This is a genomic window from Variovorax sp. 01N425 (genome assembly GCF_056399465.1).
Map to the genome: position 1 here is coordinate 1 of NZ_JBFTRJ010000016.1, position 21,268 is coordinate 21,268.

A 21,268-nucleotide genomic window follows, 5' to 3' on the forward strand; every position below is an offset into this window, starting at 1 on the left:
TCTGTCGTGTTCACCGGGGTGCCGCCACCGTCGACGAACACGGGGGCGTCGTTGACGAGGTTGATCGTCACGGTCACGGTGCTGGTGGTCGTGCCGCCGTGGCCATCGCTCACCGTGACAGTGAAGCTGTCGGTGCCGTTGAAGTTGGCACCGGGAACATAGGTGTAGGTGCCATCGGCGTTGACCGTGACCGTGCCATGCGACGGGTCGCTGCCCTTCACGTAGGTCAGCGTGTCGCCGTCGACGTCGGTGCCGATGACCTGGCCGCTGACGGGCGTGTCTTCGTGCGTGGTCTGGGTGTAGTCCGGGACCGTGGGCAGATCGTTCACCGGGTTGACGGTCACGTTCACCGTGCTGGTGGTCGTGCCTCCATGGCCGTCGCTCACCGTGACGGTGAAGCTGTCCGTGCCGTTGAAGTTCGGGCCGGGAACATAGGTGTAGGTGCCATCGGCGTTGACCGTGACCGTGCCGTGGGCTGGATCGCTGCCCTTCACGTAGCTCAGCGTGTCGCCATCGACGTCGGTGCCGACGATCTGGCCGCTGACGGGCGTGTCTTCGTTCGTCGTCTTGGTGTCGTCGGGCGCCGTCGGTGCTTCGTTGAGGTTCTGCTCGTTGAGCGTGACGGGGATGGACGTGGTGACCGTGCCGTCGTTTGCACCGACCACCAGCGCGTGCGCGTTGGCGCCTGCCTCGTAGTCGTTCACGAACGCCGCAGCGCCCGCCGGCGTGAGGCTGATCTCGCCCGTGACCGGGTCGATGGCGAAGTAGCCGTTGTCGTTGCCCGAGAGGATGCTGTAGGTGACGGTCGCGCTGTCGACGTCGGTGGCGTGGACCGTGCCGAGCACGGCGCCTGCAGGACGGTTTTCGTCGTAGCCGAAGACGTAGCCGTCTGTCGTGTTCACCGGGGTGCCGCCACCGTCGACGAACACGGGGGCGTCGTTGACTGGGTTGATCGTCACGGTCACGGTGCTGGTGGTCGTGCCGCCGTGGCCGTCGCTCACCGTGACGGTGAAGCTGTCCGTGCCGTTGAAGTCCGGATTGGGCGTGTAGGTGTACGTGCCGTCCGGGTTGACCGTGACCGTGCCGTGGGCCGGATCGCTGCCCCTCGTGTAGGTCAGCGTGTCGCCGCTGTCCATGTCGCTGCCGGTCACACGGCCGCTCACGGGCGTGTCTTCGTGCGTGGTCTCGGTGTAGTCGGGCGCCGTGGGCGCGTCGTTGACGGGCGAGACGGTCACGGGCACCTTCACGGTGGTGGTGCCGCCCCTGCCGTCGCTGACGGTCACTTCGAAGCTGTCGGACCCTTCGTAGCCGGGGTTGGGCGTGTAGAGGAACTGGCCGGTGGACGGGTCGACGGTGACGGTGCCGTGCTCGGGGCCCTTGGCGACGGTGAAGTTGAGCATGTCGCGGTCCGGGTCGGTGGCCTGCACATGCCCGGAAATGGGCTTGTCCTGCTCGGTGGCGACGGGCTCGGCCTTGCCTTCGGGGCCGCGGTTCTGCGGCGGGAGCGGCGGCGGGATGAAGGCCGGGCTGCCACCGCCGCCGCCGCCGCCACCACCGCTCGCGGCGGCACCGACGCCCAGCACGCCGAGCGCACCCAGCAGCCAGCCGGGCACACCCTCGGGCAGTAGCGCGGCGCCGGCGTCGGTCCATTCGATTTCGGTGAAGTGAAAGTCTTTCCAGGGCGCCGTGTACTGGCCCCACCACTGCACGCCGGCGCCGTCTTCGAGCACGAGGTCGTTGCGGCCGCCGTCAGGGTACTCGGCGAAGAAGCCGCGCACGGCGACTTCCTGGCCGCCCTGCAACACGAGCACGAGGTCGCCGCCGCGACGCTCGAACTTGAGCACGCTCTCGGGCGCGACCTTCAGCGAGACGATCGATGGGCGATCCAGAACCAGAGGGGTGTCTGCCGCCGCTTTGCGGGATGCGCCACCAGACTTGTAAACAGCTTCCATGATTTGTCCTTGCTTCTTGACTCCAGACCCCGGGGCGCCTTCGTCCTGGACGAACAACCTGGGTCGCACATTGGGAAATCTCGAGTGCCGGGGCTCTCGAGGACTCGCCAGCAAGACCCGACCGGGTCACGCGGCTTGCGCTTGCACGAGGCGGGATTCTTGGTGCGGGGGGCGAGCCGGGCTTTTGCCGAAGAGGTCGCCGCTTTTGCCGTGCCGGACAACTTTTTACAAAGGTAAGCAAACGTCGAATACTTCACACAAATTGCGAGATAACGTGGCTAATTCGCTGGTGAGAAGAACCGGAGCAGGCGGGCAATGGTGAGAATGATTACCAATAAATCTTGGTTTCATAGCCTTCACCCAGAGAGCGCGGTCCCACTGCCGTGCCCGTTTTTTCCATGTCATATTGGTCACCCCCGGAGCCCCGGAGAGTTCGTCTTCTGGTGGTCGACGAAGGCGTCGACGAACTCAAGCCCTTGCTGGAAACGCTACGGGGCGCCGGCTACGGCATCACCCACGCTTTCGGCGCGATGGAAGGCTATCGGCGCGCGACGGCGCTGCAGATGGACCTGGTACTGCTCGACGTGGGTCCGGGCAGCACCGACGGGTTCGCCGCCTGCCGCCTGCTGAAGGCCGACCCGGCCACGGCGGACATTCCGGTGATCTTCCTGACCTCCTCGGCCAGCTTGGAAGAGCGTTTGACGGGCCTGCGGGCCGGCGCGGTCGACTACATCGTGAAGCCCTTCGATCCGGCCGAGGTGATGGCCCGGGTCGAAATTCATCTGGCACTGGCCGAATCCCGCAGGTCGCGCATTGCCCCTGCCACACAATCTGCGTCCCCACCCGACCGCCCTGCGACGAACGATGACGGCGCGCCGGGCTCGGACGTGGACCGCATGCTCATGCAGGCGGCGGAGCGACTGATCCTCGCCGACCTGAGCCATGTATTGCCGCTGCGCGAACTGGCTGCGCGCGTGGGCACGCACGAGAAGCGCTTGTCGCGCGTGTTCAAGGAACTGGCGAACCGCACGGTCTTCGAGTTCGTACGCGAGGCACGGCTGCACGAGGCGCATCGCCTGCTGCTCGAATCGGCCATGCGCATCGAGGAGATCGCCGCGGCGGTGGGGTTCTCGAGCGCCGCAAATTTTGCGACGGCATTTCGCGAGTACTTCAACTGCACGCCGTCCGCCTGCCGCCAACTCGGCGTGGGCCGCCGCGCCCCCGACGCGTAACGCACCATGCCGACCGGTGGTGCGAGCGGGGTCGTGCCCGCCACGCCAGCCGGCTGATGCGGGGTTCTCGAAGCCGCTTTTCAGGCGCCGCACGCGCAGTCGCGACTCAGCCGCCGAAACGCCGCAGGCGTGCTGCCGAAGCGTTCCTTGAACGCCGTCGTGAAGTTCGCGGCACCCGAGAACCCGATCGCATGCGCCACGTCCTCGATGCTGAGCGGCGTCTGGGCGAGCAGACGCTGCGCGCGCGACAGCCGCTCCTCGCGCGCGAACTCGAGCACGGTGCGCCCCGTGTGGGCACGGAACGCCCGCGTCAGCCGCTTCTCGTGCGTGCCCACGCGAGCGGCGAGCGCCGGCAGCGGTGGAATGTTCGCAAGGTCGCTCTCGATGAGCCGCTGCGCAGCCCTGGCGATCACGCGGTCCAGGTCATGGGGTGCTTCGTCTTCGGACGTCGGCGGCCTGCGGGGCGCCTCGGCGGCACCGTCGGGCGGTTGCGCGCCGCGGCGTGCGAGTGCGAGATGGACCGCGATGCGCACCAGCACCTCTTCGGGTTCGAAGGGCTTGAGGATGTAGTCGACGCCGCCCTCTCGCAGACCGGTCAGCCGCTCCTCGAGCGTTGCACCGGCGGTGAGAAAAATCACCGGGATGTGCGCGGTGGTGGGGTCCGCCTTCAGCAGCCGGCACGCCTCGAAGCCGCTGGTGGCCCCCAAGTGCACATCCAGCAGGATCAAGTCCGGCTGCAGCACCCCGGCGCGGCGGTAGCCTCCGAGCGCGTCGAAGTCAAGGCTGATGCGATGGCCGGCGCCGCGCAGCGCGGCAAGCAGCACCTGGAGCTCTTCGACGCTGTCGTCGATGACCATGATGTGCGCAGGCTCGGAAGATTGGAACCAGTAGGACATGAAGATGCGGCGCGTTGCGCGTGCCGCATGGTGCAAGCCCCGATCGTTTGTTTCATGCGCCCTTCCTGACCTTTTCTGACGGTTCCTGACCGTGTGCCTGGCTCCTGCGAGCTCGGCAGCCCCGGCAGCGTCAGATCGCGAGCACGTACCCTGTGCCGCGCACCGAATGCAGCGGCAGGCGCATGCCGAGCTTCGCGGCCTTGCGCCGCAGCCGGCTGGCAATCGCATCGATGCGGTGCTCGTCGAAATCGAACACGTCGCCACCGAGCGCGCGGATCAGGTCGTCGCGGCTCGCCGCCGTGCCGCGCTGCCCGAAAAGGCAGGCGAGGAAGGCGCGCTCGCTGGTGGTGAGCGCCATCTGCCGGCCTTCGGGGTCACCCAGGATCCAGTCGCCCTCGAGCAGGCGCCAGTCGGCGGGTGCGGCCGGCAGGGTCGCCGCGTTCCCCTGCGGTGCGACCGTGAGTCGCCGACCGACGGCGTTCAGCGTCTCGGCCAATTCCAGCATGTTCACCGGCTTCACCAGGTAGGCGTCTGCACCTTCGCGCAGCCCGAGCAGCCGGTCCTCGAGCTCGCCCCGCGCGGTCACCAGCACCAGCCCGAGCCGTCGCTGCACTGCGCGCAGATGTGAAACGACCGCGAGGCCGCTCTCGCCTGGCAAGCCGATGTCCACCACCGCGATGTCGCAGGGCTGGACCGCGAACGCCTTGTAGAACGACGGGGCGTCGCCGAAGCCTTCCGCGTCGAAGCCGAGCTCTCCGAGTGCGAAGACGGTTTCTGCACGGATGTCTTCGTCGTCCTCGATCACATGGACGAGAAGACCGGTACGCGGGCTCGGGGATGGCATGGCGCGGAAAGTATAAAGTCGCGTCCCAATGCGCCTCGACGTCGAAACCACCCCGGCGGGTCCGGGCCGCCTGCTTGTTCTTCTGTTCCTGCTGCTGTGGTGCTTGGCAATGCCCGCCAGGGCGCTGGTACTGTCGGCTTCCGATGGCCTCGACCGCGGCATCCCACTCTCCGGGGACCTCGAGATCCAGCGCGACCCCTCGGGCGGGTGGCGTATCGCCGACGTCGCGCGCGGCGCGCAGCGAAGCGGCTTCGTGCCGCTCGAAGGGCCGGTGGAGGAAGGCTTCAGCCGCGACGCTGTGTGGCTGCGCTTCTCGCTCGCGCGCACGGTCGATGCGCCCGCGCGATGGCTGCTGCGCGTGCGACCGCCGCGCATCCACGAAGCCACCTTGTATGCGCCGGACGGGCGCGGCGGCTTCGTCGAGACGCCGCTCGGCGACGCCCGCCCTTTCGCGGCGCGCGAGATCCCCGACCACGACTTCGCGTTCCCGGTCGACCTGCCGACCGAGCCGGCTGTCTATTTCCTGCGGCTGCGCAACGACGGGCCGCCGCTGCGGGCCGAACTGGACCTGTGGCAGCCTGCCGGCTTCGAGCGCGACCGCACGGCCGACTACACCATCATGGGCGTGCTGCTTGGCGCCGCTCTGCTCGCCGTCTGCATGAACCTGATCTTCGGGGCCTGGCTGCGGGACGGGCTCTACGCCCATTACGCGCTGTACGTGTTCTGCATCGCGGCTCTGTCGGTCAACCGCCAGGGGTTCGCAGCGCAGTGGTTCCTCGGCGACCGCCCCGAGCGCGTTGCGCAGACGCTGCTGGTCGTCAACTGCTTCTTCAACATGGTGGGTACCGCGTTCATGGCGCGCATCTTCCAGTTTCGGCGCCATTGGCCGCCCGCAGCACATTTCTTCAACGCGGTCGTGGTGTACAACTTCGTTGCGTTCGTGCTGGCCCTGGCCGGCCATCACGCCGCCATCGCCCCCTGGGTCAGCGCGGGCAGCGCCGCGTCCACGCCGTTCGGCGCGGTCTTCGTCTGCTACCTGCTCTTCGTGCGGCGCCAGTTCCAGTACCTGCTGCCTGCCTCGGCCTTCGCGGTGGGAACGGTGCTCGGGCTCTACGGGCTGTTGAAGCTCTGGCTCGGCGACCAGGTGCCCGGCGTGACGCCTGATCGCCTCTATTGGCTCGGCACCATGTGCCACCTCGTCCTGCTGAACGTGGCCGTGGCCGACCGGACCCGGCGCGCCGAGCGCGATTACCGCGCCGAGCGCGAGCGCGTGCTCGCAGTGCGGCTGGAAGCCGAACAGGCGCTCGAAGGCACGGTCGTGCGACGCACCGCCGAACTGCAGCAGACCAATGCCGCGCTGCATGAGGAGATCGCGGCCCGCGCCCGTCTGGAGGCCCGGCTGCGTGAGTCGCTCGAGGTCGAGCGCCAGGCGATCGTGCAGCAGCGCGAGTTCGTCTCGATGGTGTCGCACGAGTTCCGCACGCCCTTGACCGTGATCGACGGCGCGGCGCAATCGCTCGACATCTCGAAGCTCGGCGGGGAGCCGGTGGTGAAGCAGCGCACCGAGCGGATCCGGCGCGCCGTGCAGCGCCTGACCATGCTGATCGAGAACATCCTGCTGGCCGACCGCCTCCAGCCCGAGAACCGGATGCTTCGCCTCGAAGTCGTTGACATGGCGGCGCTCGCGCGTGGCCTGTGCGAGAGCTTCCACTTTCCCGGCGCTTCGCGCCTGTCCATCGACGTGCGCGAACCCCTGCCGAAGGTGCGCGGCGATCGAGCGCTGCTCGAGATCGCGCTGCAGAACCTGATGCAAAACGCATTGAAGTACTCGCCGCCGGAACGACCGGTGCATGTCGTGCTGCGGCACACGGGCGGCATCGTGCAGGTCGACGTGATCGACCGCGGACCCGGAGTCGCAATGGCCGACAAGGCCCGCATCTTCGAGAAATATTTCCGTGCCGAAACCGCGAGCGCGGTGGCCGGCACCGGACTGGGGCTTCATCTGTCGCGCGAGATCGCGATGCGCCATGGGGGCGACGTGACACTGCACGAAACAGGCGCCAGCGGGTCGACATTCCGCCTCGTGCTTCCGGCTGCGCCGCCTGAACAAGTCACATGACCGGCGGAATCCAAACAGGTCAGTAGTCCAGCCGGACTGTCAGCCCCAGGGTGCGCCGCGTCCCGACCGATGCCACGTAGGCACCGTTCGCGGTGGCAGCCACGGTCGGGAAATACTTCTTGTCGAGCGCGTTGCGCAACCAGAGCGAAATGCTCCAGATTTCATTGCCTCGTGCGACCTTCCAACCGGTGGCGAGGTTCAGCAGGCCATAGGCCGGGATGCGCGAGTGGACCGACCCGTCGAGCGTGCCGTCCTGTGCGGACCGCCACGCGTACGCCGCTGAAACGAAGTGCTGGGTGGTGGGGCTCACGGGCCTGCGGTATTCGGCGCCCACGTTGAATGTCCAGCGCGGCGTCCCGGCAACCTGCCGTCCGCTCAGGCTGCAGCGCCCCTGCGGCACGAACGCGCGTTCTGACGGACAAGGCGCGTCCTCATAGCGTTGATAGCGTGCATCGTTGAAGGCGGCGTTGGCCCACACGGTCAGCCCGCGCGCCGGTCGCGCAGTGGCGTCCAGCTCCAGTCCCCGGCTACGGAGATCGCCCGCGTTCGTGAGGATCTCGACATAGTTGCCCGCGCCTGCGCCGGCAGGCACGAACATCGACGTCTGGTAGCCGCGCACGCCTGCCAGGAAGGCGTTCAGGTTGAGTGTCAGGCGATCATTCCACAGGCTGCTCTTGACGCCGACGTCCAGGCTGTCGACACGTTCGGGCCCGATGATCAGCGACGAGGCGCCGAGCGGGCCGGGAGCGGCACCCGGCCCCGCCAGATTGATCCCGCCCGACCGCTCGCCGTGCGAAAAGCTCGCGTAGCCGATCGCGCCGTCATCCAGCCGGTAGCTCGCACCCAGGAGCGCCGACGGACTGGTCTTCCGGATGGCCAGGGGGCCCGTGTCGTAGGCACCGAGCACGATCGGACGATTGCGCAGGAACGCGGTGGCAGCGGCACCACCGGTCGAGTCGCCGCGATGGGTGCGCCCGTCCTTGCGCTCCTGCGTGATGCGCAGGCCGGCCGTGAGGTCGAGCCTGGACGTGGCGTGCCACGTGGCCTGCGAGAAGAGCGCGAAGCTCTCCGTGTCGAGCGCGCCGAAGCTCACCGTGCTCGCGTTGGCGAGCACCGGCAAGGACGTTCCCTGCAAAACGATGTCCGCCCGCGGACCGAACACGGTGAATATCTCGTTGCGCATGCGCTGGCGCATGTAGAACGCGCCCACCACATAGTCGACCGCACCGCCGGTGGGCCCCGCGTAGCGCAGCTCCTGCGAGAACTGCTGCTGGCGCACGCGGGAGCCGCCGTCGATCAGCACGGGGATATTGAGGTTGTCGTTGGCCGTCGGCACGAACTTCCATGAACGGCCGGCGGTGATGGACGTGACGGTGGCACCGGACCCGAGCTTCCAGCTCGCTTCGGCCGACACGCCACCCTGGTCGAGATCGACGCGCTCCACGCCGTCGGTATTGACCGCATAGCGCCGCGGGTCGGTGACGATGCCGGTGGCGCCGCCGGCCCATGCGCGGGCCGCCGCCGGTCCGCTTCCCAGCGAGTAGATGACGCGGGTGCCGTACGTGGAGCGCTCGCGGTGCGCATCTGCGATCAGGCGCAGGCTGAAGGCGTCGCCACGGCGCAGCAGCCATTGGCCGCGAATGCCGGATCGATTGCCTCCGTTGACGCTGCCGCCATCGTAGATGTTCTCGATGTTGCCGCGTTCATGGGTGCCGTACACCAGCAGCCGGCCCGCCGTCTCTTCCGACAGGGCCCCCGAGAAGATGGCTTGCCCCTGCGCAAGGCCGCGCTGCCCGATCGAGAGTTGCAGGCTGCGCTCGGTCTCCCGGCTCGGCGCACGCGTGTGCAACGCCAGCACGCCGGCGGTCGTGTTCTTGCCGAAAAGCGTGCCTTGCGGCCCGCGCAGCAGGTCCACACGCTCGATGTCGAGCAGGTCGAATGTCGCCATGCCCGCGCGGCCCAGGTAGACGTTGTCGAGGTAGATGCCCGTGCTGCCCTCGAGGCCGTCGTTCGATGGATTCCTGCCGACGCCGCGCACCGCGATGGCCGATTGCCGCGGATCGCCGAAGGTGATGCTGGTACTCGGCAGCCATTGCTGCAGGTCTTCGAGCCGCCAGCTTTGCTGCGTCTCGAGGGCCTCGCCATCGATCGAAGTCAGCGGGATCGGAACTTGCTGGGCGGCTTCCGAACGGCCCCTGGCATCCACGGTGATGGCGGGGAGCGTTTCGCCATCGTCCAAAGGCTTCGGCTGTGCATGGGCCACCACGGCGAGCCCGGAGGCGAGAGCGCTGACGGCCAGGGAACGGGCGAGGAGATCGCATGGGCAGAAGGGCATGCGCGTACTCTAGTAGACGCTCGCACGCGTCACCTGCGCACACGCCGGAACCGGCGGCGCCACGCACGTGGGCATGGCGTTGATTGCCACCGAAAACTGGCCCGGCCAAGGCACTAATTTCCGTCCGAGACTGACCCACGGCACCCCACCTCAGGGCACCGCATCCGGCACCAAGGTCCGCGCCCCGTTCTGCCGCCAGGCCCCGGGCGACACCCCGTACTCGCGCTTGAAGGCGCGGTTGAAAGCCGCTTCCGACTCGTAGCCGACACCTTCGGCAATGCGCGCCAGGTTGCCCTGGTCCTTGCGCAGCATGCCGGCGGCCAGGATCATGCGCCAGCGCGTCAGGTAGTGCATGGGCGGCGCGCCCACCAGTTCGGCGAAGCGGTCCGCCAGCACGCTGCGCGAGACATGGATTTCCTGTGCCAGCGCGTCGACCGTCCAGTTGCGGGCGGGATCGCCGTGCATCAGCGCCAGGCAGCGGCTCACGTGGGGGTCGCGCAGGCCCGCGAGCCAGCCGGGGTTGTTGGCCGGCATGGATTCGATGTAGCCGCGCAGCACTTCGGCGAACAGCACTTCCGCCACCTTGGCGGCGACCATCTCGGAACCGGGCGTGTGCGAAGCCGCATCGCCCAGCACGAAGTTGACGGACTGCTCGATCCACGGGCCCGCCGGCCTGCTGCGCAGCGACGTGGTGAACAGGCGCGGAATGTTCGCCATGAGGGGGTTGGGCGCATCGCCTTCGTAGGCGAACCAGCTGCACACCAGCACCGTGCGGTCGCCATTGCCGCCGTAGCGGATGCGCTCCAGCTCGGGCGCCCGCGGGTTCACCACGTGCGCCACGTCCACCGCTGCCTGGAGCAGGCCGCTGCCCACCACATGCGAGTCGCCATGCGGCACGGCGATGACGTCGCCGGCATGGGCGCGGATCGGCTCCCCGCCGTCGACCTGGGCCCAGCATTCGCCTTGCAGCACGAGGTGGCAGATGGCCAGCCGCTGCGCGCCGGGCCTGAGCAATTGCGCCATGTGCGCGCCCTTGGGCACCTTGAAGCACCAGGGCGCATGCATGTCCCCGTTCAGGAACAGCGCGCCCTCCAGGCGGATGGTCCGCAGCACGTCCGACAAGACATCCATGGTCACCTCCCGGCAAGCGAGGGCGGGGTTTCGGTCAACAAGTCCGGTGCAGCGGGCAATACAACGGTGCTTCGCGCCGGCACCATCGGTCTTGGTCGCTCCGACCGATTCTAGACAGGAGTATCGCCATGCCCAAATTCCTCATCGAACGGCACATCCCCGGCGCCGGCAAGTTCACGCCGGCCGACCTGAAAGCCATCTCGCAGAAGTCCTGCGGCGTGCTGGGCAGCATGGGGCCCGACATCCAGTGGGTCCACAGCTACGTGACCGACGACCGGATCTACTGCATCTACCAGGCCGCCGACGAGGCGCTGGTGCGCAAGCATGCGGAACTCGGCGGCTTCCCGGCCGACCGCATCGACCGGGTGCATGGCGTGATCGACCCGGCCACGGCCGAGTGAGACGGTGGAGAGACGGCCGAGCAGGGGCGGCCGGATCAGCGCGAAGGCGCCGCCCTCATTCGGCCTGCAGCCGGCCTTGCGGCGCAGCCATGGCCTGCAAGCCCTGCGACGACGCCTGCTGCTGCTGGCTCTGCACCGGCCCGACCAGCGGGCCCGGTCCGGATTCGCCCAGGCTCCTGCGCCCGGTGCCTCTCACGAGGTGGCGCGGCAAGTGGTGTGTTCTTCGAATGAGCTCCAGGGCCTCGCTGCGAGCTGGTTCGGACGCCGGTAGAAACATCTGCAATACGCTCATGATGTCATCCCGTGAAGGCCAGAGAGAAATGTGGCTGGCTCGCCTCGAAGGACCGGAGCCGCGTCTCGATGCGGCCTCTGGCGTGGGTCGCAGGCGCATTATGGGCGCCGAAATGCGACCGGTTCGCACGGCCCCTCGGGCAGTAGTGTTGCTGTGCGCTTACTTACAAACCATAGTATTCATTCAGCCCATTCGGCCGTCACAAGTGCCGCGCCACGAGCACCACCGCCCCCGCAAGGGAGATGGCGCCACCCACGATTTTCCTCAGCATTCTCATCAGGTTCTTTCTCCAGCGTAGAACCTGCATGGTGCAACGCTTCGGGCCCTGGCGGGTTTGGCAATTCTCATGGCCGGGATAGCCACGGCCCGGCGGGCCGCCCTGCCCTGTAGGCACCCGCCCACGCGCATGGATTGATTTCTCCCGCAAGCGGCGGCCGCCGGCCCGGCCAATGTCGGATGCACGAATTCCGGTTCCTCCTCACGACGCTCCGTGCGTCGTTAAGCGCTCCCTCGGGAGCGCTTTTTTTGCCTGTGCCGCGCCGCGCCGTGCGGCTAGTGCGTCTCGCGGCGCAGCTGCTGCACGTCTTCGTGCAGCGCCTGGGCCCAGGCGCGGCGGTCGCGCCCGTGCGAAGCCTGCGGCTCGCCGAAGCGCACGACGGCCACGAGCGGCGGCGCGCGCAGCGTGTTCCAGAGCGAGGTCAGCAGGTTGTCGTCGTCGATGTAGCGCGGCGCCTGGCTGGTTTCCCCGGTGGCGGCATCGGCAAAGCGCAGCGCGGCCGGCAGCACGGGCGCGCCCGACGAAATGGCAGCCTGCAGCAGGTTGGCATGGAAGGGCAGCAGCCCGCGCCCGTCGCTCGTCGTGCCTTCGGGGAACACGCCGATCAGGTCGCCGTTGCGCAGCGCCTCGGTCATGTGGTGCACCACGCGCAGCGCATCGCGGCGGCGTTCGCGCTCGATGTAGAGCGAGCCCGCGCCGGTGGACAGCGTGCCGATCAGCGGCCAGTGCTTCACGCCCGCCTTCGAGACAAAGCGCACATGGCAGGCGGCATGGATGGCCGTGATGTCGAGCCACGAGAGGTGATTGCTGATGAGCAGCACCGGCCCCTGCGCGGGCGGCCTGCCCTGCACCTGGAGCGCGATGCCCATGATCTCGAGCAGGCGCCGCGACCACTGCTGCACGCGCAGGTTGCGCTCTGCCTGCGAAAGGCCCGGAAAGGTGAAGCGGATCGTCCACCAGCCACCCAGCGCGTGCCCTACCGCATGCAGCAGGCGCCAGCAGGCCTTCAGTGAATGGAGCATGTAGCGCGCAGCCTCTCCGCTTTCAATGCATGTTCGTGGAACACCGCGGAACCGGCTCTGCCGGGCCGCTGGTGTTGCCCCCTGCAAGGGGGTTGGCGTAGCGACACGAAGTGCGCGAAGACTGGGGGTGTGCTCATTGCTAGCCGTGGACCACGCGGCCTGCAACCAGGGTGTGGCGGGCACGTCCCAGCAGCGGATAGCCCGAGAACGGCGTGTGCTTGCCCTGGCTCTTGAGCGCATCGGGCTGCACCTGCCATTCGAGGCCCGGATCGAAGACGCACAGGTCGGCCACGCCGCCCTCGGCCAGCCGGCCGATGCCGGTGCCTGCATCGGCGGCGGCCAGCAGCCGCGCGGGCGCGGACGTGATGACTTCCAGCGCGCGCACGATGCCCGCGCCGCTGCGCTCGCCCCACTGCAGCGCCAGCGGCAGCAGCAGTTCGAGCCCCGTGGCGCCGGGTTCGGCTTCGGCAAAGGGCAGGGTCTTGGCATCGGCCTCGACCGGCGTGTGGTCGGACACCAGCGCATCGATGGTGCCGTCGGCCAGCCCGGCCGACAGTGCGTCGCGGTCGCCCTGCTGGCGCAGCGGCGGGTTGAGGCGCGCGCGGCTGTCGAAGAACCCGATGTCGGTGTCGGCCAGGTGCAGCGAATTGATGCTGACGTCGCAGCTGAGCGGCAGGCCCTGCGCCTTGGCCGCGCGCACCAGCGCCACGCCCGCGGCGCTGGAGATGCGGCACAGGTGCACGCGCGCGCCGGTGCTCTTCATGAGCTCGACGATGGTGAAGATCGCAATGGTTTCGGCCGACACCGGCACGCCCGAGAGGCCCAGGCGCGTGGCCAGCGGGCCGCTGGCCGCCACGCCCTTGCCAAGGTCGCGGTCCTGCGGGCGCAGCCACACGGTGTAGCCGAAGGTGCTCGCGTAGAGCAGCGCACGCTGCAGCACCTGGGTGTCTGCGAGCGGTACGTCGGCCTGGCTGAAGCCGATGCAGCCGGCCTCGGTGAGCTCGGCCATTTCGGTGAGCACGCCGCCCGCAAGGCTGCGCGTGAGCGCGCCGAGCGGAAAGAGCCGTGCGCCCTGCAGCTTCTCGGCGCGGAACTTGAGCATCTCGACCAGGCCGGGCTCGTCGAGCACGGGGTCGGTGTCGGGCGGGCACACGAGGCTGGTGACGCCGCCCGCGATGGCCGCGGCCATTTCGCTTTCGAGCATGCCTTCGTGCTCGTAGCCGGGCTCGCGCAGGCGCGCGGCCAGGTCGACGAGGCCGGGCGCGACCACGCAGCCCGCAGCATCGAGGGTGCGCTCGGCCTTGAAGCCGGAGGGCGCGTTGCCGATGGAGGCGATGCGGCCGTCGGCAATGGCGATGTCGGCTTTCTTGTCGATGCCCGATGCGGGGTCGATCACTCGCCCGTTGGAAATGAGGATGTTCATGCTTCGTTACCCGCCACGATGCTCATGACGGCCATGCGCACCGCGATGCCGAAAGTGACCTGCGGGAGGATCACGCTCTGCTTTCCGTCGACCACCGCGGAGTCGATCTCCACGCCGCGGTTGATCGGCCCCGGATGCATGACGATCGCATCCGGCTTGGCCAGCTGCAGCTTCTCGGGCGTGAGGCCGTAGGTCTTGAAGAACTCCTGCGACGAGGGCAGCAGCGCGCCGCTCATGCGCTCGTTCTGCAGGCGCAGCATGATGATCACGTCGCAATCCCTGATGCCCTCTTCGAGCGTGTGGCACACGCGCACGCCCATGCCGGCCATGTCGCCGGGCACCAGCGTCTTGGGGCCCACCACGCGCACCTCGGCGCAGCCGAGCGTGGTGAGCGCATGGATGTCGGAGCGCGCCACGCGCGAGTGCAGCACGTCGCCGACGATGGCCACCGTGAGGTTCGCAAAATCCTTCTTGTAGTGGCGGATCGTGTACATGTCGAGCAGCCCCTGCGTCGGGTGCGCATGGCGGCCGTCGCCGGCGTTCACCACGTGCACGTGCGGCGCCACATGCTGCGCGATCAGGTAGGGCGCGCCCGACTCGCTGTGGCGCACCACGAACAGGTCGGCCGCCATCGCGCTCAGGTTGGCGATGGTGTCGAGCAGCGACTCGCCCTTGGTGGCCGAGGAGCGCGCGATGTCCAGGTTGATGACGTCGGCCGACAGGCGCTTGGCCGCGATCTCGAAGGTGGTGCGGGTGCGCGTCGAGTTCTCGAAGAACAGGTTGAACACGCTCTTGCCGCGCAGCAGCGGCACCTTCTTCACCTCGCGGTCGCTCACGCTCGTGAAGTTGGCGGCGGTGTCGAGGATGTGCGTGACGATGTCCTTGGGCAGGCCCTCGATCGACAGCAGGTGGATCAGTTCGCCGTTCTTGTTGAGTTGCGGGTTTCGCTTGTAGAGCATCAACGGTTCTCCTCGACCTTGAGGCTGAAGGCGCCATCATCGGCGCGGGCCAATGCGAGCAGCTGCGTATCGGGCAGCGTGAGCTTGGCGGCCGCGAAATCGGCCGCCACCGGCAGCTCACGCCCGCCGCGGTCCACCAGCACTGCGAGCCGCACGCAGGCCGGGCGGCCGAAGTCGAACAGCTCGTTGAGCACCGCGCGGATGGTGCGGCCGGTGTAGAGCACGTCGTCCAGCAGCAGCACGTCGGCACCGTTCACGTCGAAGGGCAGCGCGGTCTGCGCGCTGGCCGAGAGGCCGCGGCGCGCGAAGTCGTCGCGGTGCATGGCCGACGAGATGACGCCGGGCGCGCCGGGCTGGCCCAGGTCCTTCTGCAGCCGCTCGACCAGCCAGGCGCCGCCGGAGGTGATGCCCACCAGCCGGGTGTCGGCGCGCATCAGCGGCTTCACGCCAGCCAGGAGGCTTGTGTAGAGCACTTCGGCATCGGGTATTGAACTCAAGGGATGCTCCTCAAAAATTGCTCCAGGATGATGCAGGCCGAGGCCGCATCGGCATCGCGCGCGCCGGAGGCCAGCGCCTCGGTGGTGCTGTAGCGCTCGTCGACCTCGAACACCTGGAGATTGAAACGCCCGCGCAGCTGGCGCGCGAACTTCTGCGCGCGGCGGGTGTTCTCGTGCGGGGCGCCGTCGGGGTGCCAGGGTACGCCGACCACCAGCGCGTCGGGCTGCCATTCCTTGATGCGGGCTTCCACCTGCGCAAACCGGGCGTCGCCCTCGGCCTTGATGGTGGCCTGCGGCGTCGCGGCGCCGAGCAGGCGGTTGCCGCTGGCCACGCCGGTGCGCTTCAGGCCGAAGTCGAAGGCCAGGAAGCTCTGGAAGTGGGGGGGAACGGCAACGGCAGCAGGGGCGGCGGAGGGAGCGGCGGGAGGGGCGGGAACGTCTGGCATGGCAGCGGCCATCACGCGTGTCCCGCTTCCGGCGACAGTTTCCAGGCTTCCAGGCCCAGCAGCAGCAGCGCCCGGTCGTAGCGCTGCTCGACCGGCGTGTCGAAGATCACGGCCGGATCGGCGCCCACGGTGAGCCAGCTGTTCTCGGCCAGTTCCGATTCGAGCTGCCCCTCGCCCCAGGCCGAATAACCGAGCGAAACCAGCACCTTGCGCGGGCCCGCGCCGGTGGCCAGCGCCTCGAGCACGTCCTTGGAGGTGGTCATTTCGAGGCCGCCGGGAATGGTCATGGTCGAGGCGTAGACCGATTCCTCGGGTTTTTCGGCATGGGTGAACACCGGCTCGTGCAGCACGAAGCCGCGCTCGGTCTGCACCGGCCCGCCCTGGAAAACGGGTGCGTCGCCGAGTTCGGGGCGCGACAGGTGCAGTTCGATCTTCTCGAACAGCACCTTCAGGTTGATGTCGCTGGGTTTGTTGATCACCAGCCCGAGCGCACCGCGCTCGCTGTGCTCGCACAGGTAGACGACGCTGCGGTTGAAAGTTTTATCTTCCATCCCCGGCATCGCGATCAGGAAGTGATGCGTAAGGTTCATCGGGGCAGAATCGGCAGCCATATGCCGCCGATTTTACTGGCCGTCGACAAGACCTATCCCAAAGGGCTCATGTGGTTTCGCCGCGACCTGCGCGTGGACGACAACGCGGCGCTCTACCACGCGCTGCGGGCCTGCCGACAGGTGGTGTGCGTTTTCGTGTTCGACCGGGCCATCCTGGACCCGCTGCCCCGCATCGACCGGCGCGTGGAATTCATCCGCGAATCGCTGGTGGAGCTCGAGGAAGAACTGCGGGCGCTGAGTGGCGGGCTGATCGTGCGGCACGCCCACGCCATCGAGGAGATCCCGGCGCTGGCCCACAGCCTGGACGTGCAGGCCGTCTTCGCCAACCGCGACGACGAACCCGACGCGCTGGCGCGCGACGCCCAGGTGCTGGGCGCCCTGGCCAACGCGGGCATGAGCTTCTACACCTACAAGGACTCCACCGTCTTCGAGCGCGACGAGTTGCTCAACAAGACCGGCCAGCCGTACACGGTGTTCACGCCCTACAAGCGGGCCTGGCTTGCCAAGGTGGACGCCTTCTTCCTCAAGCCCTACCCGGTGCGCAGCCATGCCGATGCGCTGGCGCCGCCGCCCGCGGCCCATCGCACGCCGGTGCCTTCGCTCGAGGACCTCGGCTTTGGCCGGAGCAACCTCTCCGAGCTCGACATTCCCACCGGCAGCCAGGGTGCGGCAACGCTGTTCGAGGACTTCTTCCAGCGCATCGACCGCTACGACGCCGCGCGCAATTTTCCGGCGGTGCGGGGGCCGAGCTACCTGGGCGTGCACCTGCGCTTCGGCACCGTCTCGATCCGGCAGCTGGCGGGGGTGGCACACCAGCTCTTCCTGCAAGGCGACGCGGGCGCGGCCGCCTGGCTCGGCGAGCTGATCTGGCGGGAGTTCTATTTCCAGATCCTGGTGCACTTTCCGCACGTGCATTCGGGCGGCGAGTCGAAGAGCTTCCGGCCCGAGTACGACAAGATCCAGTGGCATCACGGCAAGCATGCCGACCAGCTGTTCGAGGCCTGGTGCCAGGGCCGCACGGGCTACCCGCTGGTGGACGCGGCCATGCTGCAGATCAACCAGAGCGGCTACATGCACAACCGCCTGCGCATGGTGGTGGCCAGCTTCCTCTGCAAGGACCTGGGGCTGGACTGGCGGCGCGGCGAGCGCTACTTTGCGCTGCACCTGAACGACTTCGAGCTGGCTTCGAACAACGGGAACTGGCAATGGGCCAGCTCCAGCGGCTGCGACGCGCAGCCCTGGTTCCGCATCTTCAACCCGGTGACGCAGAGCGAGCGCTTCGACCCCGAAGGCAAGTTCATCCGGCGCTACCTGCCGCAGCTCGCGGGACTGTCGAATGCCGCGATCCACGCGCCCTGGACGGCATCGCCGGTGGAACTGGAAGCCGCCGGCATCAAGCTCGGCGAGACCTACCCCAGGCCGGTGATCGACCACGCCGAGGCGCGCGAGCAGACGATGCGGCGCTATGCGGCCGTGCGCGGCGCCGACCAGCCGCCGCTCAGCGGCGCGTCAGCACGATCTCCGCGCCGGCGTCGGAGCGACCCCTGAGCGTGCCGGCGTCGAGCTGCTGGAAGGTGATGAGGTTGTCGCGGCAGCCGGTGAGCGCCTTGCTGCCCTGGAAGTGCAGCTCGTAGACGCCGCTTTCCACGCGCCGCCACAGCATCGGGGTCGGGATGCCGACACAGGGGTCGGCAGTGCTCTGCGCCAGCGTGCGCCAGGTGCCTCCGGCGGCCTGCAGCTGCATCTGCGCATCGACCTGGCGGCCGTTCTTGAGCGTGATGCGCGCGGTCCAGTCGCCTTCGAGGCCGTCGGCCGCCTGGGCTGCGGCCGGCCCGCCGGCCATGGCCAGCATGCCGGCGCAGGCCGCGGTACGCCAGAGGATGTGCTTCATGCACCGCTCCCGATGCCCAGCTGGGGCTTCATCGCCTCCCACGCCACGCCGTTGAGGCGGCGCGCGCTGTTGAGGTTGTATCGGGCGTCGGACTTGGTGGTGCGCACCACATAGACCTTGCCGCCGTATTCGCCGAAGGTGCGCAGCGACCCCACGTCGGTCGGCGGATGGCCGCCGTTGAAGGCCAGCAAGCGCGCGCCGCCCTCGGTCCGGATCTCCACCGTGCCGGTCTCGGTGGCCGCGCAGGTGTCGTAGGCGTTGGTGGCGGAATCGAAGTTGCAGGCGTAGTACTGCACCGTGCCGGCGCCGGTGAAGGCCGCGCGCAAGAGCCGCGTCTGCTGTTCGTTCAGCACGCCCAGGCTGATGGTGCCGGTTCCGGCCGGCAGGGTGGCACCCGAAGCCGGGAAGGCCGCGATCAACGCTTCCAGCGTGGCGAAGCTTGTGGTCTCGTTCGGATTGGCCAGGTTGATCGAATAGGGCTGCACCAGGTCCACGCCGCGCCGGTAGCGCAGCTGCGAGCCGGCCGGGAAGGTGGCGTCCGGGTTGGCGAAAGCGGTCGCCGGCACCACGCCGAAGATGCTGTTGCCATCGGCCGCCTGCATCTCGGCCACCACTTCGGCCATCTTGCGGCCGGAGATGTCGGTGACCGCGGCATGGCCGAGGCTGCGCGTGGTGCCGCCGCAATAGTCGCTGCGGCTCGGCGTGCCAAGGGTGCTGGTGAAGCCCGCGTTCTCGTCGCAGCGCACCCAGCCGTTGGCGCCCAGCTGCACGACGCCGTAGAGCGTGTCGTGCGCGGTGGGTGCGCCGTTGGTGAGGCCTTCGCGCCGGTCGGTGAGCTTCAGCTTGCCGGTGGCCGGGTCGGGCACGCCATCGGTCGGATAGGTCCGCGCGCGGTAGTCATCGGCGCGCGTGAAATCCAGCCGCGCCAGCTGGTCCGAGGCCACCGGCGTGACGGTCGCCGGATCGACCAGCCGCAAGGCCACGCCGCTGTGCAGCGCATCGGCCGTGACCAGCGCAGCGGTGAAGGCGTTGTCCTCGAAGCGGCCGGGGTCGGTCACGGCCACGGCCTGGTAGTCGTACAGCTGGGCAACTTCGGGCAGGCCCAGCTGCAGCAGCACCAGCGCCTCGGCCCGCTCGGGCGCCAGGCCCGCGGCCACGCCCGCCTGCAGCAGCGTGGTCAGCGGATTGACCTGCCCGCGGTGCCCGGCCGGCGCGCTCATGGTGAAAGGCTGGGAGAACGATGGCAGCGAGGGATTGCCGCCGTCCACCTGCGCCAGCAGCGGCGCGGCGGCAAGCTCGGCTGCGGCGGCCGCATCGGCCGGCGTGTAGGCGAAGCTGTAGGCGCCGTCCTCGCCGGTCTTGCTGGCGGCCGCGGGCTCGCCTTCGTCGCAGGCGCCGCTCCGGTTGCGGTCCACGCAGACCAGCGCCCCGCTCACCGGGCCGAGCACCATCACCTTGCCCGACACCGTGACCGGCGATGGGGACGACGGCGGGTTGCCGCCGCCCGGGGGGCCGAACGGCGGAAAGCCGCCGCCGCCCCCGCCACCTCCTCCGCCGCCGCAGGCGGACAGCGCGAGCAGAAGGCCTGCGCAGGCCGACGGAACGGCCGCTCTGGTGAATCGAATGTGCATGGTCTTTTTCCTCCAGGTTGTGTCGGGCACCGGGTCCGCCGAAAAAGCAAACCTTCGTTCTCAACAGTGTGGGAGGGCGGTTTGCACGGCGCATCACGCAAATGCACGATGCGCGGCGATCGGCGAGGAGCTAGGGGCTACCCCGAGCCGCGTTGACACCCGGCGGCGCGGGCGCGCATCATGGCCGTGGGAAAAACCGGCAGGCCAGGGAGGCACTACATGAACCGGAATCTCGCATTGCGCCGCGCGCTCGACGCCATCGCGCACCTGGACGATCCGCAGCCGCCATGGCGCGAGCTGCTGCAAAGCATGCAGCAGGTGATCGGCGGCGACAGCGCCACCTTCATCCTGCTGGAGCGCGGCAGCGAGCTGCTGAGCTTTCAGCAGGTCAATGTTTCACCGGCCGCCGAGCGCGAATATGTGCAGCATTTCTGCGCGCACGACATCCTGATTCCGCCGACCTTGGGCGCCGCGCCCGGGAGCTGGTTCGACACGCACGAGCTGTTCTCGCCCGCCTTTCTCTCGAAGAACCTCTACTACGCCGACTTCATGTGCCGACATGGCGCGCGCCAGATGCTGGCCTGCGTGGTCGACGAGGGCCCGCAGCGCCGCGGCGGCCTGACGGTGCAGCGCAGCACGGCCGCGCATGCGCGCCGGCTGCTCGACAGCACGCGGATCCGCCGCGTCACCCAGGCGTTGCGCCACGGGCTGGCGCGCCGCGACGAGCGCGCCCGGCTGTGGCTCGGCGGCGCCGAATCCGCACTCGCGGCCTTCGGCGAGGCGGTCTTGCTGCTGACGCCTGCGGGCACGGTGCTGCGCGCATCGGCCGGCGCGCAGGAGTTCTTCGGCACCAGCCGCTCGCTGCGCCTGCGCGGCCAGCGGCTTTGGCATCCGGATGCACAGACGCAGCAGGCGCTGGCGGCCGGCCTGCGGCTGGCGGCGCAATCGCGCCAGCGGGTCTGCCTGCCCATCTCCGGCGGATCGGCAGGCCTGCAAGAACTGGAAATGGCTCGCGCCGCACCGCAGCTGAGCCTGGGCGAGGAGGTGCTGGTGCTGGCGCGCATCCGCCTCGGCCGTTCGCAGGCGGCGCCTTCGACCGACGGCCTCTGCAGCGCCTTCGGCATCACGCCTGCCGAGGCGCGCGTGCTGGCGGCGCTGGTCGCAGGCCAGTCGCCCAAGCAGCATGCCGGCGCGCAGAGCGTGTCGGTGCACACGGTGCGCAGCCAGCTCGGCTCGCTGATGGCCAAGATGGGCTGCACGCGGCAGGTCGACCTGGTGCGCAAGGCGCTGCTCGCGCCCTAGGACGCTG

At 68.8% G+C, this 21,268-nt stretch carries 19 protein-coding genes; 5 read left to right on the plus strand and 14 right to left on the minus strand.

Annotated features, from left to right (window positions below):
• The coding region (locus AC1DSC_RS25370) for an Ig-like domain-containing protein (RefSeq protein WP_478131937.1) at positions 1 to 1,952 on the minus strand (1,952 nt) is incomplete at its 3' end.
• 398 nt (positions 1,953 to 2,350) lie between these two features.
• Here AC1DSC_RS25370 and AC1DSC_RS25375 point away from each other — a divergent pair.
• A complete protein-coding gene (locus AC1DSC_RS25375; protein WP_436288303.1) occupies positions 2,351 to 3,184 on the plus strand; it encodes a response regulator transcription factor in 834 nt (277 codons plus the stop codon).
• A gap of 80 nt (positions 3,185 to 3,264) precedes the next feature.
• Here the strand turns inward: AC1DSC_RS25375 and AC1DSC_RS25380 are convergent, their stop codons facing one another.
• The gene (locus tag AC1DSC_RS25380; protein WP_436288014.1) at positions 3,265 to 4,080 is read right to left on the minus strand and encodes a helix-turn-helix domain-containing protein; all 816 of its coding nucleotides are present in this window, start codon (positions 4,078 to 4,080) and stop codon (positions 3,265 to 3,267) included.
• Between the two features lie 130 nt (positions 4,081 to 4,210).
• The gene (locus tag AC1DSC_RS25385; RefSeq protein WP_015867370.1) at positions 4,211 to 4,924 is read right to left on the minus strand and encodes a response regulator transcription factor; all 714 of its coding nucleotides are present in this window, start codon (positions 4,922 to 4,924) and stop codon (positions 4,211 to 4,213) included.
• A 28-nt stretch (positions 4,925 to 4,952) separates the two neighbouring features.
• Between AC1DSC_RS25385 and AC1DSC_RS25390 the strand changes: the two genes are divergently transcribed.
• Entirely contained in the window at positions 4,953 to 7,043 is a 2,091-nt protein-coding gene (locus AC1DSC_RS25390) for a sensor histidine kinase (RefSeq protein ID WP_436288015.1), read from the plus strand.
• 19 nt (positions 7,044 to 7,062) lie between these two features.
• Here the strand turns inward: AC1DSC_RS25390 and AC1DSC_RS25395 are convergent, their stop codons facing one another.
• On the minus strand, positions 7,063 to 9,378 hold the full coding sequence (locus AC1DSC_RS25395; protein ID WP_436288016.1) for a TonB-dependent receptor: 2,316 nt from the start codon (positions 9,376 to 9,378) through the stop codon (positions 7,063 to 7,065).
• 150 nt (positions 9,379 to 9,528) lie between these two features.
• The gene (locus AC1DSC_RS25400) at positions 9,529 to 10,509 is read right to left on the minus strand and encodes an AraC family transcriptional regulator (RefSeq protein ID WP_436288017.1); all 981 of its coding nucleotides are present in this window, start codon (positions 10,507 to 10,509) and stop codon (positions 9,529 to 9,531) included.
• Positions 10,510 to 10,637: 128 nt separating this feature from the next.
• Here AC1DSC_RS25400 and AC1DSC_RS25405 point away from each other — a divergent pair, with 128 nt between their 5' ends.
• The gene (locus AC1DSC_RS25405; RefSeq protein WP_015867374.1) at positions 10,638 to 10,910 is read left to right on the plus strand and encodes a DUF4242 domain-containing protein; all 273 of its coding nucleotides are present in this window, start codon (positions 10,638 to 10,640) and stop codon (positions 10,908 to 10,910) included.
• A gap of 55 nt (positions 10,911 to 10,965) precedes the next feature.
• Here the strand turns inward: AC1DSC_RS25405 and AC1DSC_RS25410 are convergent, their stop codons facing one another.
• From AC1DSC_RS25410 to AC1DSC_RS25440, 7 genes are all read right to left on the minus strand, one after another.
• Positions 10,966 to 11,121 carry a hypothetical protein gene (locus tag AC1DSC_RS25410; RefSeq protein WP_018906252.1) on the minus strand — a complete coding sequence of 52 codons (156 nt, stop codon included), beginning with the start codon at positions 11,119 to 11,121 and terminating at the stop codon, positions 10,966 to 10,968.
• 633 nt (positions 11,122 to 11,754) lie between these two features.
• Positions 11,755 to 12,501, minus strand: a complete 747-nt coding sequence (locus tag AC1DSC_RS25415) for a lysophospholipid acyltransferase family protein (RefSeq protein WP_436288018.1) — start codon at positions 12,499 to 12,501, stop codon at positions 11,755 to 11,757.
• A 139-nt stretch (positions 12,502 to 12,640) separates the two neighbouring features.
• Positions 12,641 to 13,924: a dihydroorotase gene (locus AC1DSC_RS25420; protein WP_436288019.1), complete on the minus strand. Its 1,284-nt coding sequence runs from the start codon at positions 13,922 to 13,924 to the stop codon at positions 12,641 to 12,643.
• Positions 13,921 to 14,883 carry an aspartate carbamoyltransferase catalytic subunit gene (locus AC1DSC_RS25425; protein ID WP_025569812.1) on the minus strand — a complete coding sequence of 321 codons (963 nt, stop codon included), beginning with the start codon at positions 14,881 to 14,883 and terminating at the stop codon, positions 13,921 to 13,923. The genes AC1DSC_RS25420 and AC1DSC_RS25425 overlap by 4 nt, the downstream gene beginning before the upstream one ends.
• Positions 14,883 to 15,380, minus strand: coding sequence for a bifunctional pyr operon transcriptional regulator/uracil phosphoribosyltransferase PyrR (gene pyrR, locus AC1DSC_RS25430; protein ID WP_436288020.1), 498 nt, complete (start codon positions 15,378 to 15,380; stop codon positions 14,883 to 14,885). The genes AC1DSC_RS25425 and pyrR overlap by 1 nt, the downstream gene beginning before the upstream one ends.
• Positions 15,377 to 15,838, minus strand: a complete 462-nt coding sequence (gene ruvX, locus AC1DSC_RS25435; protein ID WP_018906247.1) for a Holliday junction resolvase RuvX — start codon at positions 15,836 to 15,838, stop codon at positions 15,377 to 15,379. The genes pyrR and ruvX overlap by 4 nt, the downstream gene beginning before the upstream one ends.
• A complete protein-coding gene (locus AC1DSC_RS25440; protein ID WP_015867381.1) occupies positions 15,838 to 16,437 on the minus strand; it encodes a YqgE/AlgH family protein in 600 nt (199 codons plus the stop codon). Before AC1DSC_RS25440 ends, ruvX begins: the two co-directional genes overlap by 1 nt.
• Between AC1DSC_RS25440 and AC1DSC_RS25445 the strand changes: the two genes are divergently transcribed.
• On the plus strand, positions 16,438 to 17,985 hold the full coding sequence (locus tag AC1DSC_RS25445) for a cryptochrome/photolyase family protein (protein ID WP_436288021.1): 1,548 nt from the start codon (positions 16,438 to 16,440) through the stop codon (positions 17,983 to 17,985).
• On the opposite strand, the gene AC1DSC_RS25450 is transcribed toward AC1DSC_RS25445, so the two are convergent.
• Positions 17,936 to 18,328 carry a hypothetical protein gene (locus AC1DSC_RS25450; protein WP_015867383.1) on the minus strand — a complete coding sequence of 131 codons (393 nt, stop codon included), beginning with the start codon at positions 18,326 to 18,328 and terminating at the stop codon, positions 17,936 to 17,938. The two genes, AC1DSC_RS25445 and AC1DSC_RS25450, sit on opposite strands and share 50 nt — an antisense overlap.
• Positions 18,325 to 19,959: a hypothetical protein gene (locus AC1DSC_RS25455; protein WP_436288022.1), complete on the minus strand. Its 1,635-nt coding sequence runs from the start codon at positions 19,957 to 19,959 to the stop codon at positions 18,325 to 18,327. Before AC1DSC_RS25455 ends, AC1DSC_RS25450 begins: the two co-directional genes overlap by 4 nt.
• A gap of 219 nt (positions 19,960 to 20,178) precedes the next feature.
• Here AC1DSC_RS25455 and AC1DSC_RS25460 point away from each other — a divergent pair, with 219 nt between their 5' ends.
• Positions 20,179 to 21,261, plus strand: a complete 1,083-nt coding sequence (locus tag AC1DSC_RS25460; RefSeq protein WP_436288023.1) for a helix-turn-helix transcriptional regulator — start codon at positions 20,179 to 20,181, stop codon at positions 21,259 to 21,261.
• The last annotated feature ends 7 nt before the right edge of the window (positions 21,262 to 21,268 follow it).

Excerpts from the sequence above, each read along its gene's own strand:
- AC1DSC_RS25420 (WP_436288019.1), bottom strand. The coding sequence starts at position 13,924 with ATGAACATCCTCATTTCCAACGGGCGAGTGATCGACCCCGCATCGGGC.
- AC1DSC_RS25450 (WP_015867383.1), bottom strand. The coding sequence starts at position 18,328 with ATGAAGCACATCCTCTGGCGTACCGCGGCCTGCGCCGGCATGCTGGCC.
- AC1DSC_RS25380 (WP_436288014.1), bottom strand. The coding sequence starts at position 4,080 with ATGTCCTACTGGTTCCAATCTTCCGAGCCTGCGCACATCATGGTCATC.
- AC1DSC_RS25440 (WP_015867381.1), bottom strand. The coding sequence starts at position 16,437 with ATGGCTGCCGATTCTGCCCCGATGAACCTTACGCATCACTTCCTGATC.
- AC1DSC_RS25415 (WP_436288018.1), bottom strand. The coding sequence starts at position 12,501 with ATGCTCCATTCACTGAAGGCCTGCTGGCGCCTGCTGCATGCGGTAGGG.
- AC1DSC_RS25425 (WP_025569812.1), bottom strand. The coding sequence starts at position 14,883 with ATGCTCTACAAGCGAAACCCGCAACTCAACAAGAACGGCGAACTGATC.
- AC1DSC_RS25385 (WP_015867370.1), bottom strand. The coding sequence starts at position 4,924 with ATGCCATCCCCGAGCCCGCGTACCGGTCTTCTCGTCCATGTGATCGAG.
- ruvX (WP_018906247.1), bottom strand. The coding sequence starts at position 15,838 with ATGGCCGCTGCCATGCCAGACGTTCCCGCCCCTCCCGCCGCTCCCTCC.
- AC1DSC_RS25460 (WP_436288023.1), top strand. The coding sequence starts at position 20,179 with ATGAACCGGAATCTCGCATTGCGCCGCGCGCTCGACGCCATCGCGCAC.
- AC1DSC_RS25455 (WP_436288022.1), bottom strand. The coding sequence starts at position 19,959 with ATGCACATTCGATTCACCAGAGCGGCCGTTCCGTCGGCCTGCGCAGGC.
- AC1DSC_RS25400 (WP_436288017.1), bottom strand. The coding sequence starts at position 10,509 with ATGGATGTCTTGTCGGACGTGCTGCGGACCATCCGCCTGGAGGGCGCG.
- AC1DSC_RS25390 (WP_436288015.1), top strand. The coding sequence starts at position 4,953 with ATGCGCCTCGACGTCGAAACCACCCCGGCGGGTCCGGGCCGCCTGCTT.
- AC1DSC_RS25445 (WP_436288021.1), top strand. The coding sequence starts at position 16,438 with ATGCCGCCGATTTTACTGGCCGTCGACAAGACCTATCCCAAAGGGCTC.
- AC1DSC_RS25395 (WP_436288016.1), bottom strand. The coding sequence starts at position 9,378 with ATGCCCTTCTGCCCATGCGATCTCCTCGCCCGTTCCCTGGCCGTCAGC.
- AC1DSC_RS25375 (WP_436288303.1), top strand. The coding sequence starts at position 2,351 with ATGTCATATTGGTCACCCCCGGAGCCCCGGAGAGTTCGTCTTCTGGTG.
- AC1DSC_RS25405 (WP_015867374.1), top strand. The coding sequence starts at position 10,638 with ATGCCCAAATTCCTCATCGAACGGCACATCCCCGGCGCCGGCAAGTTC.